The sequence below is a fragment of the Auraticoccus cholistanensis genome, from assembly GCF_009742705.1.
GTDB lineage: Bacteria > Actinomycetota > Actinomycetes > Propionibacteriales > Propionibacteriaceae > Auraticoccus > Auraticoccus cholistanensis.
This window is the reverse complement of the sequence record NZ_WPCU01000005.1, coordinates 530,099-548,276: the sequence shown is the minus strand read 5'-3', so window position 1 is coordinate 548,276 and position 18,178 is coordinate 530,099. Positions and strand designations below refer to the sequence as shown.

At 72.7% G+C, this 18,178-nt stretch carries 22 protein-coding genes; 17 read left to right on the top strand and 5 right to left on the bottom strand.

From position 1 onward, the window contains the following. The 16 genes from GC722_RS08455 to GC722_RS08385 all read left to right on the top strand — a co-directional run. Positions 1-387, top strand: a 387-nt coding sequence (locus GC722_RS08455) for a hypothetical protein (RefSeq protein WP_197429913.1), incomplete at its 5' end; no start/stop codon positions are given. After that, the gene (locus tag GC722_RS08450) at positions 380-1,510 is read left to right on the top strand and encodes a glycosyltransferase family 4 protein (protein WP_156609504.1); all 1,131 of its coding nucleotides are present in this window, start codon (positions 380-382) and stop codon (positions 1,508-1,510) included. The genes GC722_RS08455 and GC722_RS08450, both read left to right, overlap by 8 nt. 95 nt (positions 1,511-1,605) lie before the next feature. After that, the gene (locus GC722_RS08445; protein ID WP_156609503.1) at positions 1,606-2,160 is read left to right on the top strand and encodes a hypothetical protein; all 555 of its coding nucleotides are present in this window, start codon (positions 1,606-1,608) and stop codon (positions 2,158-2,160) included. A gap of 80 nt (positions 2,161-2,240) precedes the next feature. Beyond that, positions 2,241-2,405: a hypothetical protein gene (locus tag GC722_RS17720; protein WP_197429912.1), complete on the top strand. Its 165-nt coding sequence runs from the start codon at positions 2,241-2,243 to the stop codon at positions 2,403-2,405. Positions 2,406-2,475: 70 nt separating this feature from the next. Continuing rightward, complete coding sequence (atpB, locus tag GC722_RS08440; protein ID WP_156609830.1) at positions 2,476-3,258, top strand: F0F1 ATP synthase subunit A; 783 nt, start codon at positions 2,476-2,478, stop codon at positions 3,256-3,258. A 54-nt stretch (positions 3,259-3,312) separates the two neighbouring features. Then, positions 3,313-3,522 (top strand): ATP synthase F0 subunit C, encoded by a 210-nt coding sequence (locus GC722_RS08435; RefSeq protein ID WP_156609502.1) that lies wholly within the window; start codon positions 3,313-3,315, stop codon positions 3,520-3,522. 2 nt (positions 3,523-3,524) lie between these two features. Then, complete coding sequence (locus GC722_RS08430) at positions 3,525-4,091, top strand: F0F1 ATP synthase subunit B (RefSeq protein ID WP_156609501.1); 567 nt, start codon at positions 3,525-3,527, stop codon at positions 4,089-4,091. Further along, on the top strand, positions 4,088-4,891 hold the full coding sequence (locus GC722_RS08425) for a F0F1 ATP synthase subunit delta (RefSeq protein WP_156609500.1): 804 nt from the start codon (positions 4,088-4,090) through the stop codon (positions 4,889-4,891). The genes GC722_RS08430 and GC722_RS08425 overlap by 4 nt, the downstream gene beginning before the upstream one ends. Before the next feature lie 52 nt (positions 4,892-4,943). Then, a complete protein-coding gene (atpA, locus tag GC722_RS08420; RefSeq protein ID WP_156609499.1) occupies positions 4,944-6,581 on the top strand; it encodes a F0F1 ATP synthase subunit alpha in 1,638 nt (545 codons plus the stop codon). 33 nt (positions 6,582-6,614) lie between these two features. Then, on the top strand, positions 6,615-7,526 hold the full coding sequence (locus GC722_RS08415; RefSeq protein WP_331714557.1) for a F0F1 ATP synthase subunit gamma: 912 nt from the start codon (positions 6,615-6,617) through the stop codon (positions 7,524-7,526). A gap of 7 nt (positions 7,527-7,533) precedes the next feature. Further along, positions 7,534-8,979, top strand: coding sequence for a F0F1 ATP synthase subunit beta (gene atpD, locus GC722_RS08410; RefSeq protein ID WP_156609498.1), 1,446 nt, complete (start codon positions 7,534-7,536; stop codon positions 8,977-8,979). Position 8,980: 1 nt separating this feature from the next. After that, positions 8,981-9,382 carry a F0F1 ATP synthase subunit epsilon gene (locus tag GC722_RS08405; RefSeq protein WP_331714556.1) on the top strand — a complete coding sequence of 134 codons (402 nt, stop codon included), beginning with the start codon at positions 8,981-8,983 and terminating at the stop codon, positions 9,380-9,382. A gap of 40 nt (positions 9,383-9,422) precedes the next feature. Then, complete coding sequence (locus GC722_RS08400) at positions 9,423-9,878, top strand: DUF2550 domain-containing protein (protein ID WP_156609497.1); 456 nt, start codon at positions 9,423-9,425, stop codon at positions 9,876-9,878. 51 nt (positions 9,879-9,929) lie between these two features. Then, a complete protein-coding gene (locus GC722_RS08395; protein WP_156609496.1) occupies positions 9,930-10,541 on the top strand; it encodes a cob(I)yrinic acid a,c-diamide adenosyltransferase in 612 nt (203 codons plus the stop codon). Positions 10,542-10,590: 49 nt separating this feature from the next. Next, on the top strand, positions 10,591-11,298 hold the full coding sequence (locus GC722_RS08390) for a peptidylprolyl isomerase (protein ID WP_331714555.1): 708 nt from the start codon (positions 10,591-10,593) through the stop codon (positions 11,296-11,298). A gap of 36 nt (positions 11,299-11,334) precedes the next feature. Then, positions 11,335-13,011, top strand: a complete 1,677-nt coding sequence (locus GC722_RS08385; protein ID WP_197429911.1) for a bifunctional 3'-5' exonuclease/DNA polymerase — start codon at positions 11,335-11,337, stop codon at positions 13,009-13,011. Positions 13,012-13,020: 9 nt separating this feature from the next. Here GC722_RS08385 and GC722_RS08380 read toward each other — a convergent pair whose 3' ends face one another. Both GC722_RS08380 and GC722_RS08375 read right to left on the bottom strand, forming a co-directional pair. Continuing rightward, positions 13,021-13,815 carry an alpha/beta fold hydrolase gene (locus GC722_RS08380; RefSeq protein WP_331714554.1) on the bottom strand — a complete coding sequence of 265 codons (795 nt, stop codon included), beginning with the start codon at positions 13,813-13,815 and terminating at the stop codon, positions 13,021-13,023. Between the two features lie 70 nt (positions 13,816-13,885). Continuing rightward, positions 13,886-14,164 (bottom strand): hypothetical protein, encoded by a 279-nt coding sequence (locus GC722_RS08375; RefSeq protein ID WP_197429979.1) that lies wholly within the window; start codon positions 14,162-14,164, stop codon positions 13,886-13,888. Positions 14,165-14,252: 88 nt separating this feature from the next. Between GC722_RS08375 and nucS the strand changes: the two genes are divergently transcribed. Beyond that, a complete protein-coding gene (nucS, locus tag GC722_RS08370; RefSeq protein WP_331714553.1) occupies positions 14,253-14,963 on the top strand; it encodes an endonuclease NucS in 711 nt (236 codons plus the stop codon). A gap of 2 nt (positions 14,964-14,965) precedes the next feature. Here the strand turns inward: nucS and GC722_RS08365 are convergent, their stop codons facing one another. From GC722_RS08365 to mce, 3 genes are all read right to left on the bottom strand, one after another. Further along, positions 14,966-16,159 carry an AI-2E family transporter gene (locus GC722_RS08365; RefSeq protein WP_156609495.1) on the bottom strand — a complete coding sequence of 398 codons (1,194 nt, stop codon included), beginning with the start codon at positions 16,157-16,159 and terminating at the stop codon, positions 14,966-14,968. A gap of 21 nt (positions 16,160-16,180) precedes the next feature. Then, entirely contained in the window at positions 16,181-17,581 is a 1,401-nt protein-coding gene (locus GC722_RS08360; protein WP_156609494.1) for a coiled-coil domain-containing protein, read from the bottom strand. Positions 17,582-17,660: 79 nt separating this feature from the next. Continuing rightward, positions 17,661-18,134 carry a methylmalonyl-CoA epimerase gene (gene mce / locus GC722_RS08355; protein WP_331714552.1) on the bottom strand — a complete coding sequence of 158 codons (474 nt, stop codon included), beginning with the start codon at positions 18,132-18,134 and terminating at the stop codon, positions 17,661-17,663. Positions 18,135-18,178 lie beyond the last annotated feature (44 nt).

The window sequence follows — 18,178 nt, the reverse complement described above, 5'->3', positions numbered from 1 at the left end:
GCCGACGCCGCCCGCGCCGAGGCGGAGGCCGACCGTGCCGAGGCGGACAGCGCGGACGCCGAGGTGACGGTCGGCGACGAGGTGGGGCAGAGCGGGGGAGAGGCCTCCGAGGTCGCCGGTGACGCCGACCCGGCGCCCGGCCCCGGTTCCGACGAGGACAACGGCCCCGACGAGGACAGCGGCCCCGACGAGGACAGCGGCCCCGACGAGAACAGCGGCCCCGATGAGCGCGACGGCACCGTGATGGCCGAACCGGGGGAGCCCGCCACCGACCTGGCGCCGCCCGGCAGCACCATGGAGGTCGTGCACGGCTCGGAGGCCACCGAGGTGCAGCCGCCGGTCCGGGTCGAGGACCCACCCACCGGCGAGCAGCCCCGGGATGCGTGAGTACCTGCTGGTGCTCCTGGTCGCCGCCGGTGCGACGTACCTGCTGAGCGGGCTGTGCCGGCGGGTGGCGCTGCGGCTGGGGGCGGTGGCCCGCGTCCGCGACCGGGACGTCCACGTGGTCCCCATCCCGTACTTCGGCGGGGTGGCCATGGTGGCGGGGGTCGCGGCGGCCTTCCTGGTGGCCGCCCGGCTGCCGTTCCTGGGCAGCCAGCCGCTGGTGACCCACGACGCGGCCTACGTGCTGCTGGCCGCCCTGGTCATCTGCGGCGTGGGCGTGCTGGACGACCTGTTCGAGATGTCGGCGCTGGTCAAGCTGGCCGGGCAGGTGCTGGCCGCGGGGATCGTGGTCATCAACGGCGTCCGGATGATGTGGATCCCGCTGCCGGACCGCATCATCTCCCTCGACGACATCACCTCGATCGCCATCACCGTCTTCTTCATCGTGCTCTGCACCAACGCGGTCAACTTCGTCGACGGCCTCGACGGCCTGGCCACCGGCGTGGTGGCCATCGGGGCGCTGGCCTTCTTCACCTACTGCTACACCCTCACCCGCGACCAGGACCTGGTCCGCGCCACGACGTCGGGGCTGATCGCGGTGGCCATCGCCGGCGTCTGCCTGGGCTTCCTGCCGCACAACTGGTTCCCGGCGCAGATGTTCATGGGCGACTCCGGCTCGATGCTGCTGGGGCTGCTGCTCGCGACCTCCACCATCAGCCTCACCGGCCAGTTCGACTTCGCCCAGCTGGAGAACGGCCCGGGCGGCGGCGGGGTGCTGCCGGCGTACCTGCCGCTGGTGCTCCCGGTGGCCATCCTCGCGCTGCCGCTGCTCGACGTCGTGCTGGCCTGGACCCGGCGCACCATCGCCGGCCGGTGGTGGTTCGTGCCCGACAAGCAGCACCTGCACCACCGGCTGCTGCAGCGCGGGCACTCCCACCGCGGTGCGGTGGCGCTGCTCTACCTGTGGTCGGCGCTGATCTCCTTCGGGGTGGTCGCGGTGGGCCTCTCGCGCAGCCCGTTCGTGCTGCTCGGCGTGGTCGTGCTGACCCTGCTGGCGGTGGTGCTGACCGTGGTCCGGCCGCTGCCGCGGGACCGGGGTGCGGCGCCCCGGCCGGGGGTCGGCTGAGTTCGCTGGCCCGGGCGCGCTTGTGCTAGTTTTCACAAACGTCCCGCGAGGGGCATCTCTTGGCCGACGACAGGATCTCGACCACCATGACCAGCATGAGCATCGACGCCAGCGGGCTCGCCCCCGCCGACGCCGGTCAGACGGCCGTGCTCGCAGGCCGCGCACGCCGGCTGCTGGTGGGCGGGATGCTCGGTGCCCACGCCCTGGCCCTGCCGGTGGTGGTCGGCGCAGCCGTCCTGGACGGCGCCCGCGGCGCGGTGTCGGCGCTCTCCGGCCTGGCCCTCGTGGTGGTCTTCCAGGTGCTCGGCCAGGCGACGCAGATCCGCTTCGCCGGGGCCGACCCGCGGGTGCTGATGCGTGCCTCGCTGGTGTCCTACGCGCTGCGCACCGCCGGCCTCGGGCTGCTGCTGCTGGGCTGGGTGAACCTGCCCGCCGAGTCCGTCGCCCGGATCAACCCGACCGCGGTGGCGGTGGCCGCCGCGGCGGCCGTGCTCGGCTGGATGCTGAACCTCGTCCGCACCTACTCGAAGCTGCGGATCCCCGTCTACGACGAGCCCGTCGCACCCGCCCCGGGCGCCGGCGCGCGTCCGTCCGGTAGTGTCTACGACGATGCGTCGGAGATCACACCGGGCGGGAGGTCGGGAGCATGACCGCCAGCGGCGCGGCTGATAGGGTCGGGCGCAGCTCGGACGAGACCCGGAAGGCCACAGCGGCGGGCGAGCGGGAGGGCATGAGGGCCCTGTCGTACGTCATCGCCGGACCGGTCGTCTACGGAGGGCTCGGGTGGGTGGGCGACCACTTCCTGGGCACCCAGTCCCTGCTCCCGTTGGGTGCGGTGCTGGGGATCGCGCTGTCCGTCTACATGATCGTCAAGCGGTACGGAGTCGCTCGGTGAGCGTCGCACGAAGAGAGGAGCTCACGTGGGTGTCCTGACCCTGCCGGTCCCGCTGCGGCTGCCGGTCCCGATGGAGACCGGTGGCGAGGAGGGCGGCTGGCACACCCCGAGCCTGGAGGACTTCGAGTTCGTCGGCGGCTTCGGCGGCCCGGACTGGGTGAACAAGCCCTTCGTCCAGGCGGTGATGGCCGCGGTGATCGTGATCGTGCTGTGGCTGCTGGCCTCCCGCAAGCTGCGCACCGTCCCCACGAAGCGGCAGTTCCTCAACGAGTACTTCTACAACTTCATCCGCAACGGCGTGGCGCTGGAGGTGCTGGGCCACCACGACTTCCGTCGCTACCTGCCCTACCTGGTCGGGCTGTTCTCCTTCATCTGGGTGAACAACCTGATGGGCCTGTTCCCGCTGCTGATGTTCCCGACGTTCTCCAACATCGGCTACGCCTGGGGCCTGGTGGCGCTGACCTACATCATCTACAACGTCGCCGGCGTCGCCCGGCACGGGATGAAGTACTTCAAGAACAGCCTGCTGCCGGCCGGGGTGCCCTGGCTGCTGTGGCCGGTGATCATCCCGATCGAGTTCCTCTCCAACTTCGTCATCCGCCCGCTGACGCTGGGCCTGCGACTCTTCGGCAACCTGCTGGCCGGCCACCTGGTGGTGCTGGTGTTCGTCACCGGTGGGGCCTACCTGCTGTTCGAGTCCGAGGGGCTGGTCAACCGGGTGGCCGGTGGGGCCTCGCTGCTGTTCAGCTTCGCGATCTTCGCCCTGGAGCTGCTGGTCTCCTCGCTGCAGGCCTACATCTTCACGGTGCTCACCGCCCAGTACGTGGCCTCCTCGCTGGCCGAGGACCACTGACCCCCGTCCGCTCCACCTAGACCTCTCATCCGAGAACCTCCGAAAGGAACCCCCATGGAAATCACCGGCTCCCTCAACCTGATCGGTTACGGCCTCGCCGTCATCGGGTCGGGCATCGGCGTGGGCATGATCTTCGCCTCGGTCATCCAGGGCACGGCCCGCCAGCCCGAGGCCCGCGGCGCCATGATGGGCACCGCCTGGATCGGCTTCGCCGTGGTCGAGGCGCTGGCCATCCTCGCCCTCGCCTTCTCCTTCGTCCTCTGACCATGCCGGTCCTCGAAGTGAACCTGGGGCCGCTGCTCCCGCACTACCTCTCCGAGGTCATCATGGGCGCGCTGCTCATGGTGGTCATCTACGTGGTGATGCGGGCGAAGGTCGTCCCGGCGTTCGAGAAGATGTACGAGGAGCGCCGCGCCGCCATCGAGGGCGGCATGGAGAAGGCGGAGGCCGCCCAGCGTGAGGCCGAGGAGGCGCTGGCCCAGTACCGGGCCCAGCTCGCCGACGCCCGCACCGAGGCGGCCCGGATCCGCGAGGACGCCAAGAACCAGGGTGCGCAGATCCTGGCCGAGATGCGCGAGGAGGCCCAGGCCGAGTCCGAGCGGATCCGCAGCCAGGCCCGCGCCGCCATCGAGGCCGAGCGCAGCCAGGTGGTCGCGCAGCTGCGTGCGGAGGTCGGTGGCCTGGCCACCACGCTGGCCGGCCGGATCGTCGGGGAGTCCCTCCAGGACGACGAGCGGGCCCGCCGCACGGTGGAGCGCTTCCTGGCCGACCTGGAGTCCCAGCCGGCCCAGGGCGACGGCGTCGCCCAGCGCAGCGGGAGCACGGCGCTGTGAGCCAGCCCGACCACTCCGCCCAGGGGAGCCGGCTGTCGGCCCTGGACGCCGTGCTGGACGGCCACCACGACGCGTCCCTGGCCGACGACCTGTTCGCCGTGGTCGACCTGCTGGAGTCCCAGCCGGCGCTGCGTCGGGCGCTGACGGACCCGGGCACCGCGCCGGGCGTGCGTCAGCAGCTGGCGAGCAGGCTGCTGGAGGGTCGGGTCAGCCAGGGTGCGCTCGCGGTCGTCCAGGGGGCGATCGAGCAGCGCTACGTCTCCGGCGCGACCTTCGTGGCCGCCCTGGAGCGTCAGGCCGTGCGGGCCGTGTTCCGCAGCGCCTCGACGGCGGCCGAGCTGGACGAGGTGGAGGACGAGCTCTTCCGCTTCGGTCGGCTGGTCGCCTCCGACCAGGAGCTGCGCCACGCGCTCGGGGACCGCTCGCGGTCGCTGCAGGGCCGTCAGGAGCTGGTCCGCCGGCTGCTCGAGGGCAAGGTCCGTCCGACCACCGTCACCCTGGCGGAGCGGGCGGTCAAGGGTCGCGACCGGAGCTTCGCGACTACACTGGAGGGGTACCTGGACCTCGCGGCCCAGATCCGCCAGCGGGTGGTCGCCACCGTCCGCGTCGCCCGTCCGCTGGAGGACGACCAGGCGACCCGGCTGCGGGTGGCCCTGGCACGTCAGGTCGGCCGTGACGTCGCGATGCACGTGGTCGTCGACCCGGCCGTGCTGGGCGGCATCCGCGTCGAGCTGGGCGACGAGGTCATCGAGGGCACGGTCGCCGCGCGTCTCGAGGACGCCCGTCGTCGTCTGCACTGACCCAGCCCCACCAGAACCACATTCAGAAGTCACGAGAGCTAGGGACGCAACCATGGCGGAACTCACTATCCGGCCCGAAGAGATCCGGGACGCACTCGACCGGTTCATCCAGGACTACACCCCCGACGCGTCCTCACGCGAGGAGGTCGGCACCGTCATCACCTCCGGTGACGGCATCGCCCGGGTCGAGGGGCTGCCCTCGGCCATGGCCAACGAGCTGCTGGAGTTCGAGAACGGCGTGCTCGGCATCGCCCTGAACCTCGACGTGCGCGAGATCGGCGTCGTGGTGCTCGGCAACTCCGAGGGCATCGAGGAGGGCTCCACGGTGCGCCGCACCGGCGAGGTCCTCTCGGTCCCCGTCGGCGACGGCTACCTCGGCCGCGTCGTGGACGCCATGGGCAACCCGATCGACGGCCTGGGCGACGTCAACCCGGTCGAGACCCGCCGTCCCCTCGAGCTGCAGGCCGCCGGCGTGATGGACCGCCAGGAGGTCCGCGAGCCGCTGCAGACCGGCCTCAAGGCGATCGACGCGATGATCCCGATCGGCCGCGGCCAGCGTCAGCTGATCATCGGCGACCGCAAGACCGGCAAGACGGCCATCGCGATCGACACGATTATCAACCAGCGCGCGAACTGGGAGTCCGGCGACCCGACCAAGCAGGTGCGCTGCATCTACGTCGCCATCGGCCAGAAGGGCTCGACCATCGCCGAGGTGCGTGGCGTCCTGGAGGAGGCCGGCGCGCTGCCCTACACCACCATCGTGCACGCCCCGGCGTCCGACCCGGCGGGCTTCAAGTACATCGCCCCCTACACCGGTTCGGCGATCGGCCAGCACTGGATGTACGCCGGCAAGCACGTGCTCATCGTCTTCGACGACCTGACCAAGCAGGCCGAGGCCTACCGGGCCATGTCGCTGCTGCTGCGCCGCCCGCCGGGCCGCGAGGCCTACCCCGGCGACGTCTTCTACTTGCACTCCCGTCTGCTGGAGCGCTGCGCCAAGCTCTCGAACGAGCTCGGCGGGGGCTCGATGACCGGTCTGCCGATCATCGAGACGAAGGCCAACGACGTGTCGGCCTACATCCCCACGAACGTCATCTCGATCACCGACGGGCAGATCTTCCTGCAGTCCGACCTGTTCAACGCCAACCAGCGTCCCGCCGTGGACGTCGGTGTGTCGGTGTCCCGGGTCGGTGGCGCCGCCCAGATCAAGGCGATGAAGGGTGTGGCCGGGTCGCTGAAGCTGAACCTGGCCCAGTACCGCGACATGCAGGCGTTCGCGATGTTCGCCTCCGACCTGGACGCCACCTCCCGGCGCCAGCTCGAGCGCGGTGCCCGGCTGACCGAGCTGCTCCGTCAGGGCCAGCACGCGCCGTACCCGGTGGAGGAGCAGGTCGTCAGCGTCTGGGCCGGCACCAACGGCCTGTTCGACGACGTCCCGGTCGAGGACGTGCTGCGCTTCGAGCAGGAGCTGCTGGAGCACCTGCGCCACAGCTCGGGCGTGCTGCAGACCATCCGCGAGACCCAGAAGTTCGACGACGACACCGCCGCCGCCCTCGAGGCCGAGATCACGAAGTTCAAGCAGGGCTTCCAGACCTCCGACGGCAAGCTGCTGGTCGGCAACGAGCGCGCCGAGGCGATCGAGGAAGAGGACATCGAGCAGGCCCAGATCGTCAAGGGCAAGCGGGGCTGATCACGGTGACCACCACACGAGCGGAGGGCTGAGGTGCCAGCGAGCCTGCGCGAGCTCCGGCAGCGTCGGAACTCGGTCTCCACCACCAAGAAGATCACCCGTGCGATGGAGCTCATCGCCGCGTCGCGGATCATCAAGGCCCAGCAGCGGGCCCAGGCGGCCGCGCCGTACGCCCGTGAGCTGACGCGCGCGGTGTCGGCGGTGGCCACCTACTCCGAGGTGGACCACCCGCTGACGACCGAGTCGGAGAACCCGACCCGGGCCGCGGTGCTGCTGATCACGGCCGACCGCGGTCTGGCGGGGGCGTACTCCTCCTCGGTGATCAAGCAGGGTGAGGGGCTGACCGAGCGGCTGCGCCAGGAGGGCCTGGAGGTGGCGCCCTACCTGGTGGGGCGCAAGGCCGCGGCCTACTACGGGTTCCGCAAGCGCGAGGTCGCCGGCTCCTGGGAGGGGTTCTCGGACTCCCCGAGCTACGCCGAGGCCCGCGCCATCGCCGACACGCTGCTCGAGGCGTTCGCGACGCCGGCGGAGGAGGGCGGGGTGGACGAGATCCACATCGTCTACACCCGCTTCGTCTCGATGCTGACCCAGCGGGCCGAGGTGATCCGCCTGCTGCCGCTGGAGGTGGTCGAGGGCGACGGGTCCGCGGACACCGGCAGCGAGGTCTACCCGCTGTACGAGTTCGAGCCGGACGCCGAGACGGTGCTGGACGAGCTGCTGCCGCTGTACGTGGCCAGCCGCATCCAGTACTGCCTGCTGCAGTCGGCCGCCTCGGAGCTGGCCAGCCGTCAGCGCGCGATGAAGTCCGCCACGGACAACGCAGAACAGCTGATCGAGCGTCTGACGCGCGAGGCCAACCAGGCGCGCCAGGCCGAGATCACCCAGGAAATCAGCGAGATCGTCGGTGGCGCGGCCGCGCTGGCCGACGCGGCCGAGAGCGAGTGAGAGAGCGATGACTGCCACTGTGAACCCCACCCAGACCTCGACCGGCGTCGGTCGGGTCGCCCGCGTCATCGGCCCGGTGGTCGACGTGGAGTTCCCCGTCGACCAGATGCCTGACCTGATGAACGCCCTGCTGGTCGACGTCGAGGTGATGGGGGAGAAGCGCACCCAGACCCTCGAGGTCGCCCTGCACGTCGGCGACAACATGGTGCGCGCCATCTCGCTGAAGCCGACCGACGGCCTGCAGCGCGGCGCCGCCGTGCGCGACACCGGCCAGCCGATCTCGGTGCCGGTGGGCGACGTCACCAAGGGCCACGTCTGGAACGTGACCGGTGAGGTGCTGAACGTCGACCCGTCCAGCATCACCATCGAGGAGCGCTGGCCGATCCACCGCGGGGCGCCGAAGTTCGACCAGCTGGAGAGCAAGACCGAGATGCTGGAGACCGGCATCAAGGTGCTCGACCTGCTGACCCCCTACGTCCAGGGCGGCAAGATCGGCCTGTTCGGCGGCGCCGGCGTCGGCAAGACGGTGCTGATCCAGGAGATGATCTACCGGATCGCCCACAACTTCGGCGGCACCTCGGTGTTCGCCGGCGTGGGCGAGCGCACCCGCGAGGGCAACGACCTGATCAACGAGATGGAGGAGGCCGGCGTCCTCAAGGACACCGCCCTCGTCTTCGGCCAGATGGACGAGCCGCCGGGCACCCGGCTGCGGGTCGCGCTGTCCGCGCTGACCATGGCCGAGTACTTCCGCGACGTCCAGAACCAGGACGTGCTGCTGTTCATCGACAACATCTTCCGGTTCACCCAGGCCGGCTCGGAGGTCTCCACCCTGCTGGGCCGGATGCCGTCCGCGGTGGGCTACCAGCCCAACCTGGCCGACGAGATGGGCCAGCTGCAGGAGCGGATCACCTCCACCCGGGGTCACTCGATCACCTCGATGCAGGCCATCTACGTGCCGGCCGACGACTACACCGACCCGGCCCCGGCGACGACCTTCGCCCACCTGGACGCCACCACCGAGCTCTCCCGCGAGATCGCCTCGCGCGGTCTGTACCCGGCCGTGGACCCGCTGACCTCGACCAGCCGGATCCTCGACCCGCAGTACATCGGCCAGGAGCACTACGACGTGGCCGTGCGGGTGAAGCAGATCCTGCAGCGCAACAAGGAGCTGCAGGACATCATCGCCATCCTGGGTGTCGACGAGCTGTCCGAGGAGGACAAGATCATCGTCAACCGGGCCCGCCGGATCCAGCAGTTCCTCAGCCAGAACACCTACATGGCCGAGAAGTTCACCCAGATCCCCGGCTCGACCGTCCCGCTGAAGGACACCATCGAGTCCTTCAAGATGATCACCGACGGCGAGGTCGACCACATCGCCGAGCAGGCCTTCTTCAACGTGGGCGGCATGGACATGGTGATGGAGAACTGGGACAAGATGCAGAAGGAGGGCTGAGGTGGCCGACCCGCTGCACGTCGAGGTCGTCTCGGCCGACCGCGCGGTCTGGTCCGGCGAGGCCGTCTCGATCACGGCGCGGACCACTGAGGGCGACCTGGGCATCCTGCCCGGGCACTCCCCGGTGCTGGCCGTGCTGGTGCCCTCGGGCGTGGAGATCGCCACCCCGGAAGGTCACCGCGAGGTGATCGCGGTGGACGGCGGGTTCGTCTCCTGCGCCCAGGGGCGGGTCTCCATCCTCAGCGAGTACGCGGCCCTGGGCGGCGAGATCGACGCCGCCCGGGCCCGCTCCGAGCTGGACGACCTGCTGGGCCGCGTGGACGACCACGAGCCCGACGAGGAGCTGCAGGCGGCGATCGCCCGGGCCCAGGCCCAGGTCAAGGCCGCCGAGCGCGGCCGGTGAGCTGAGCTCCGGGCAGAGCGCAGGCAGGTAGGGTCGGGCCATGGAGTGGTGGGGAGTGCTGGAAGGCCTCCTGCTCGTCCTGGTGCTGGCCGCCCTGCCGCTCGTCCTCTTCGCACTGCGCCGCCGCTGGCTGGCCCGCTCGGGCAGCCTGGTGGAGTGCTCGCTGCGGATCAGCACGCGCTCGTCGCGATCGGGGACCCCGGGTGCCGGCTGGGCACTCGGGGTCGCCCGTTACAGCGGTGACGAGCTGCAGTGGTTCCGCGTCTTCTCCCTCGCCTTCCGGCCGCGGCTGCGGGTGACCCGCCGCGGCACCACGGTGCTGCAGACCCGACCGCCCGAGGCGGCCGAGGTGCCCATGCTCTACCGCGACCAGCGCATCGTCGTGCTGGCCGACTCCGAGGGCCGCCAGATCGACCTGGCCATGGAGACCTCCTCGATCACCGGGCTGCTCTCCTGGCTGGAGGCGGCCCCGCCCGAGACCCGCTACCCCGTCTGAGGTGGCGGCCCGCTCCTGCCCGGGGCGGCTCCGGTGCCTAGGCTGAGCGCCATGGTCGTGATCTCGAAGGTGTACACCCGCACCGGTGACGGGGGGACCACACGGCTCTCCGACCTGTCCGAGACCCCGAAGACCGATCCCCGGGTCGAGGCCTACGGCGACGTCGACGAGGCCAACTGCGCGATCGGGGTGGCCCTGGCCGCCGGTCCGCCCGACGACGTGGCGGAGGTGCTCCGCTTCCTGCAGAACGAGCTGTTCGACCTCGGCGCCGACCTGTCCACCCCGCTGGTCGCCGACCCGGAGCACCCGCCGCTGCGGGTCGTGCCCGCCTGCGTGGACCGGCTGGAGCGCTGGTGCGACGTCTTCGGCGAGGGGCTGCCGGTGCTGCGCTCGTTCGTGCTGCCGGGTGGGACGCCGGTCGCGGCGCAGCTGCACGTGGCGCGGACGGTCGTCCGCCGGGCCGAGCGCCGGGCCTGGCAGGCGGTCGAGCGGTACGGCACCGCGGTGGCGGCCGAGGGGCGTCCGGGCGGGGTGAACGAGGTCGCGCTGCGCTACCTCAACCGGCTCTCCGACCTGCTGTTCGTGCTCGCCCGGCGGGTCAACGGCGCCGCCGGTGAGGTGCTGTGGGTGCCGGGCTCCGACCGCGCGGGTGCCGGCGGCTGAGTCGGTTTCGCTGCCCGGTCCGTCCCGGGCCGTGTGGCAGGGTGTACGGGTGCTGAAGCGACTCTCCCCCCTGGCTCTGCTCACCGTCCTCGCCCTCGCCGCCTGCGCACCGCCGGAGAGCACCGGCACCCCCTCGGCCGGCGCGCCCGCCGGCTCGGAGGCTCCCTCCTCGACCACCATGGCCTCGCCGGCGGCGCTGTGCGAGTACCTGCCCGACGGCGAGCCGTCGAAGCCGGTCGACCCGCCCTCGACCGACGACGTCGAGACCACCGGCGAGCTGACGGTCACCCTGGAGATGACCGAGGGGCCGGTGACCATCACCATGGACCGGGCCAGCACGCCGTGCGCGGTGCACTCCTTCGAGTCGCTCGCCGCCCAGGACTTCTACGACGGCACCTCCTGCCACCGGCTCAGCGACTCCGGGCAGCTGCTGATGCTGCAGTGCGGGGACCCCACCGGCACCGGCAGCGGCGGTCCCGGCTACCGCTTCGCCGAGGAGGTCACCGGGGAGGAGACCTACGAGGCCGGCACCGTCGCCATGGCCAAGGCCCAGGCGCCGGCCACCAGCGGCTCGCAGTTCTTCCTGGTCTACGACGACTCCGCGCTGCCGCCCGACTACACCGTCATCGGCCACATGGACGAGAAGTCCCGCGCCGTGGTGGCCCGGATGTCGGCCGAGGGCCAGGACGGCAGCTACCCCGACGGCACCGGGAAGCCGAACAACCCCGCCGAGATCACCGACGTCACGGTCGGCTGAGGCGGAGCTGTCGGCCCCGGGCAGTAGCGTGCCGGGGTGGACATCGCGCTGGCCTGGCAGGACGGGGAGCTGCTGCTCGCCGTCCCCGCCGGGCCCGCCGACGACGCCCGTCCGGTCGCCCCCGAGCGGTACCCGGACCTGGGCGCCGCCCGGGACCGTCTGCTGGAGCTCGAACGGGCGGGGCCGCGCTGGGTGTGGGGGGACACCCGCCAGGTCGCCCCGCACCTGCTCGCTGCCGGCGTCCGGCTGAGGCGCTGCACCGACCTGCGGCTGAGCCGCGACGTGCTGCGGCGCAGCAGCCGCTGCCGGTGGCCGTCCGGGCCCGCGGACGACGAGGTCTGGGACGGGCTGCAGGCCCCGCCGGACGAGGGGGTGCCCTCGCTGCTGGACCTGCCGCAGCTGGTGACCGGTCCGACGCTGGCCCAGGTGCTCGCCGAGCACGCCCGCCAGCAACGGGTGCTGGCCACCGCCGAGCACGCCGGACGGCTCCGGCTGCTGCTGGCGGCGGAGTCCGCCGGAGCGCTGGTCGCCGCCGAGCTCAAGCACGACGGGATGCCGTGGAGCCGCCAGGTGCACGACGCCCAGCTGCGGAGCCTGCTCGGGGAGCCGGCCGCCTTCGGCGGGCGCCCGTCGCGGCTGGAGGAGCTGTGCGCCGAGATCCGCGGGCTGCTGCGTGCCCCACGGCTCAACCCCGACTCCCAGCCCGAGCTGCTGCAGGCCCTCAGGACGGCCGGGCTCGGCGTGCAGAGCACCCGGCAGTGGGAGCTGGAGCAGCTGCAGCACCCGGTGGTCGCGCCGCTGCTGGAGTACAAGAAGCTGTCGCGGCTGGCCACCGCCCACGGCTGGCACTGGCTGGAGACGTGGGTGCGCGACGCCCGGTTCCACCCCGACTACGTGGTGGCGGGGGTGGTCACCGGGCGCTGGGCCACCAACGGCGGCGGGGCGCTGCAGCTGCCCCGCCAGATCCGCTCCGCGGTGGTGGCCGACCCCGGTCACCGGCTGGTGGTGGCCGACGCCGCCCAGCTGGAGCCGCGGATCCTGGCCGCCATGTCCGGCGACGAGCAGATGGCCCGGGCCGGCAGCGGCGCGGACCTGTACGCCGGTCTCGTCGCCGACGGCGTCGTGGCCACTCGGCCGCAGGCCAAGGTCGCCATGCTCGGCGCGCTGTACGGGGCCACCTCGGGCGAGGCCGGGCAGCTGATGCCCCGGCTGCTGCGGACCTACCCGCTGGCCACCGGGCTGGTGGAGGAGGCCGCCCGCACCGGCGAGCGGGGCGGGCAGGTCACGACCTGGCTGGGCCGCACCTCGCCGCCGCCGTCCTCGGCCGCCGCCTGGACGGCACTCGGCGGTGAGGTCAGCGGGGCCGACCTGCCGGAGTCCGAGCGCCGCGACGCCCGCCGCAGCTCACGTGACTGGGGCCGCTTCACCCGCAACTTCGTGGTGCAGGGCAGCGCGGCGGAGTGGGCGCTGTGCTGGCTGGCCGGGCTGCGGACGCTGCTGGCCGGGCTCGCCGACGGGCAGGGCCGGGCACCGCGGCTGGCCTACTTCCTGCACGACGAGGTGATGGTCCACACCCCCGAGGAGCTGGCCGAGCAGGTGGTCGCGGCGGTGCACCGGGCGGCGGCGCAGGCCACCGCGCTGATGTTCGGCGGCACCCCGGTGGAGTTCCCGCTCAGCGTGGCCGTGGTGCAGGACTACGGCCAGGCCAAGTGAGCGGGCCCCTCAGTCGCCCAGGAAGCGCCGCAGCACCGCCTGGAAGACCTCCGGCTGCTCGGAGTGCACCCAGTGGCCGGCGCCCTTCACGGTGACGAGCCGGGTGCGGGGGAACCAGCCCCGCATGGTCTCCTCGTGCTCGGGGAGCACGTAGTCGGAGTGCTCGCCCGCCACCCAGGCGGTGGGCCCGGCGAAGGGCTCGGCCTGGGCCAGCTGCTCGGCGGGGAACTGCCGCAGCGCCTCCAGCTGGTCGCCGAGGGCCTGCAGGTTCATCTGCCAGCGCCAGCCGTCGCCGCCGCCCGGGCGGCGCTCGCGGCGCAGGTTCTGCAGCAGGAAGCCCCGCACCACCGGGTCGGGCACGGCCTCGCGCAGCGCGGCGTCGGCGTCCTCGCGGGAGGTCAGCGCGTCGAGGTCGACGGCCCGCATGGCCCGGACGTACCCGGCGAAGGTGCTCATCGAGGGGTAGCTGACCGGGGCGACGTCCACCACGCAGAGCCGCTCCACCAGCGCCGGGTGGCGCAGCGCGAGCGCCATCGCCACCTTGCCGCCCATCGAGTGGCCGACCAGGGCCACCGGGTCGGCGGGGTCGAGCAGGCCGGCGACGGCGTCGGCCATGTCGAGGTAGTCCACCCGCTCGGTCCAGGCGGAGCGGCCGTGGTTGGGCAGGTCCACCAGCAGCACCCGGTGGCGGTCGGTCAGCGCCCGCCCGACCTGGGTCCAGTTGCGGCCCTGGCCGAACAGCCCGTGGCAGAACACCACCCGCGAACCCGACGCGCCCATCTCGGTGGTGTGCAGCGTGCTCACTCGGCTCCTCGTCTCGGCTGGTGGTGGGTCGGTCAGTCTGCCAGCGACGGGCGATCCGCCCGTCCGGGGCTCACCGGCGCTGCCAGCACCCGGTGTGCCAGTGGCGTCGCGCCTGCACGCCGACCTCGAGGCCGAAGTCGGCGCCGGTGGGCCAGGCCACCACGTGCGGGGTACCGGCGGCCACGGGGCGCGAGCAGCCGGGGCAGGTGTAGGACTTGGTGCTCGACTGCCCGGGGACGCTGCGCACGACCCAGCTCCCGTCGCGCTGCTCGGCGCGCTCGGCCCCGAGACCGGGGGCGAGCGGACGGTGCGGACGGGCGTGCTTGCTCTGCCTGCGACCGCGCGCCACGCCCCCGAGTCTGGCACACGGCACCGCAGCCGCCGCCCGCCGCCGGAGCGGCTCCGCCGGCGGTGGGCATCGCGTAGATTGCCTCGCTGTGAGACTCGTCGTTGCCCGCTGCCAGGTCGACTACGCGGGACGGCTGACCGCCCACCTGCCGATGGCCACCCGGCTGATCATGGTCAAGTCCGACTCCTCGGTGAGCATCCACGCCGACGACCGCGCCTACAAGCCGCTGAACTGGATGAGCCCGCCGTGCACGCTCGAGGTCCGCGAGCCCGCGCAGGACGAGCAGGCCGTGGTGGCCGAGCTCGACGACCGCCTCACCCAGGTCTGGCAGGTGACCGGCAAGGACGGCGACACCCTGCAGATCGCGATCGCCGAGGTGCTGCACGACTCCAGCCACGACCTCGGCGTCGACCCCGGGTTGCAGAAGGACGGGGTGGAGGCGCACCTGCAGGAGCTGCTGGCCGAGAACCCGGAGGTCTTCGGCCCCGGTGTGCGGCTGGTGCGGCGGGAGTACATGACCGCCATCGGGCCGGTGGACCTGCTGTGCCGCACCGCCGACGGCCGCCACCTCGCGGTGGAGGTGAAGCGCCGCGGCGAGATCGACGGGGTCGAGCAGCTCACCCGCTACCTGGAGCTGATGCGCCGCGACCCGCTGCTCGGCGACGTCGAGGGCGTCTTCGCCGCCCAGCAGATCAAGCCGCAGGCGCGCGTGCTGGCCACCGACCGCGGCATCGCCTGCGTGACGGTGGACTACGACGCGCTGCGGGGGATGGACAACGCCGACGAGCGGCTCTTCTGAGCTCAGCTGCGGTCGAGGCGGGGGATCAGCACCTCGCGGTAGAGGATCAGCAGCGCGGCGGCGGTGGGCACCGCGATCAGGGCGCCCACGATCCCCAGCAGGGTCCCGAAGGCCAGTGCGGCCACCACCGTGACCGGACCCGGCACCTGCACCGACTTCGCCATCACCCGCGGGTAGACGACGTAGGCCTCGAACTGCTGGTAGATCAGGTAGTAGACGAGCCCGGCGACGCCCTGGGGCACCGAGCTGCTGAAGCACACCGCGGTGACCAGGATCATGCTCAGCGTCGAGCCGACCAGCGGGATGAAGCTCAGCATCGTCACCACGGCGGCCACCGCGAGGGCGTACTCGCCCATCCCGATGACGCTGAGGAAGATGAAGCTGAGCACGCCGGCGCAGGTGATGACGACGAACATCCCGGTCAGGTAGGAGCCCACCTTGCTGAAGATCTGGTCGGCGAGGTGGCGCACCCGCGGGCGGCGGCTGGCCGGCGACAGCCGGTAGATCACCTGCTTGATGGCCGGCAGCGAGCTCATGAAGTACAGCGTCAGCACCAGGGTGACGATGGTGGCCACCAGCACGTTGGCGATGAAGCGGCCGGCGCCCAGCAGGCCGCCGAAGAGCGTCTCGAGGAGCGCGCCGGAGCCGATGAACTCCGTGGCCCTGGTGACGAGGTCGTAGCGGGCGTCGAGATCGGCGAACACCGGGTTGTCGCGCAGCCTGGCCAGCGAGTCCGGGGTGCTCTGCAGCAGCTGGTTGACCTGGGAGCTGAACACCGGCAGCACCGCCAGCACCACCAGCGAGATGACCGTGGCCAGCACCAGGAAGACGGCGAGCACGGCCGGCACACGGGGCAGGCCGCGGCGGGTCATGAACTCCACCACCGGGTTGAGCCCGACGGCGACGAAGAGGGCGACCACCACCATCATCAGGATCGCGTTGATCTCCAGCGCCGCCTGGAAGAGCAGGTAGGCGGTCAGCACCCCCAGGCAGCCGAAGAAGCCGACCCGGTACGGCGAGTTGAGGCTCAGCCGCAGCCCGGGCTCACGCCGCCGGGAGCCCGTCGGCCCTGCGCCGTCGCCCCCGTCCGGACTGCTGCCGGAGGCGGGCGCCGGGGCCACGGCGGAGGCGGCCGCCGGGTCCGAGGCCGGCACGGGTCCGGGGAAGGCCGACGGCCCGGGCCCGGTGGTGGTCATCGCTGGGTCTCCGCGCCCGGATCAGCGACGGCCGGGGCGGCCGCCCGCACCGCCGCCCGAGGCCGCGGTGGGGCGCGGCAGCTGCTGGGTCTCCTCCTCGGCCTCGTCGCGGGTGTCCGCGCCGGCAGCCGGCTCGGACGCCGCCTCGGGCTGCGCCGCAGCCGGCTCGGCGTCCATCGGCTGGTCGGGCTCGGTCGGCTCGCCCGGTGCCGCGGCCTCCGCCTTAGCCGCGGGCTCGACCGGAGCGGGCCCGGTCGCAGCGGGTCCGGCCGGGGCGGGTTCGGTCGGGGCGGGTTCGGTCGGGGCGGGTTCGGTCGGGGCGGGCTCGGGGGCCAGCAGGACGGGGGTGTCGAGGTCGTCGGTCTCGAGCTCGTCGAGGTCGTCGGTGCTGAACTGCCCCGCGGTCGCGGTGACCATCGCCGACAGGTGCGAGAGCTGGGCCACGATGCCCTGGCGGCGGGCCTGCAGCGAGGCGATCTCGCGCTTGAGGGCGTCCAGCCGGGCCTGGTGGCGCTCGGTGGCCCGCTCCAGGCTGACCCGGGCCTGCTGCTGGGCCACGGCGATCTGCATCTCGGTCTCGCGGAGCGTCCGGGCCCGGGTCTCGTCGGCCTCGACCACGGCCTCGGCGCGGATCCGGGCCGACTCGGCGACCACCTGGGCCAGCTCCTCGTTGGCCTGCTGCAGCTGCGCCGAGTGCTCGGCCATGGTGGCGGCCAGCGCGGCCCGGGCCTCCTGGTGCTCCTGCTGCAGGGTGGCCAGCACCTGGGAGCGGGTGTTCTCGGCCTCGAGCCGCCACTCCGCGGCCTGAGTCAGCGCCTCCTGCCGGATCAGCGCGGCCTCGCGCTCGGCGGTCTCGCGGAGCTGGGCGGCGGTGACCTCGGCCTCGTGGGCGACCACGGCCGCCTGCTGGCGGGCGCGGTCGAGGAGCAGCTCGGCCTCGGCCGTGGTCCGCTGGACCTGGTCGCCGGTCTCCCGCTCCAGCCGGGCCCGCTGCGCCTCCGCGTGGGCCAGCGTGGTCAGCCGGACGTCCTCGGCGTCGCGCTCGGCGGCCTCGGTGAGCTCGCGGGCCTGGTGGCGTCCGGCCTCGACGATCCGCTGGGCCTCCGCCTCGGCGGCGTCCAGCACCTGACGTGCCTGCTCCTGGGCCAGCTGCAGGATGGCCGACGTCCGGGCGCCGACGTCGGGCTGCTCGGCCGCCGCGGTGGGCAGCGGCACGGTCGGCTCGGCCTGCTGCAGCTCGCTCAGCTGGGCCTCCAGCCGCTGGATCCGCTGCTGCTGGCTGCGCAGCCGCTGCTCGGCCTCCGCCACGTAGGCGTCGACGGCCCGCTTGTCGTAACCACCCAGGCGCACCTGGCGGAAGCCGGTGTCGGAGCTCTGGTCGAAGAAGATGTCCAGGCCTGTCTCGGTGTTCTCGTCGGGCATGCAGCGCCACCTCCCAGTCGTCTCCGGACAGGCTAGTCCAGCGCGCACCCGCCGGGCTCGCGCCGCGACGGGCGCGGCGTCAGGCCGGCCGCTGCACCAGCTCCAGCAGCACCCCGCCGGTGTCGCGCGGGTGGACGAAGTTGATCAGCGACCCGGCGGTGCCGCGGCGGGGCGAGGGGTGCAGCAGGGTGAAGCCGCGCTCGCGCAGCACGGCGCTGACCCGCTCCAGGTCGCCGACCCGGTAGGCCACCTGCTGCACCCCCGGCCCGCGCCGCTGCAGGTGGCGGGCGATGGGGGAGTCCGGTCCCAGCGGCGCCAGCAGCTGCACCCGGGCGGCGTCGGGGCCGCCGTCGCCGGTCACCAGCATGGCCTCCTCGACGCCCTGCTCCTCGTTGCGCTCGCGGTGCTCCAGCCGCCACCCGAGCGTCTGGGTGTGCAGGGTGAGCGCCTCGTCGAGGTCCGCCACGGCGTAGCCGACGTGGTCGAGGCCGGTGAAGAGCTCGGCCGGCAGGTCAGCAGGGGGCGGGGGAGCCGGGGAGGAGGTGCTGCTCACCTCCTGACCGTCTCACAGCCGGACCGTAGGCTGGGCAGCGGCGC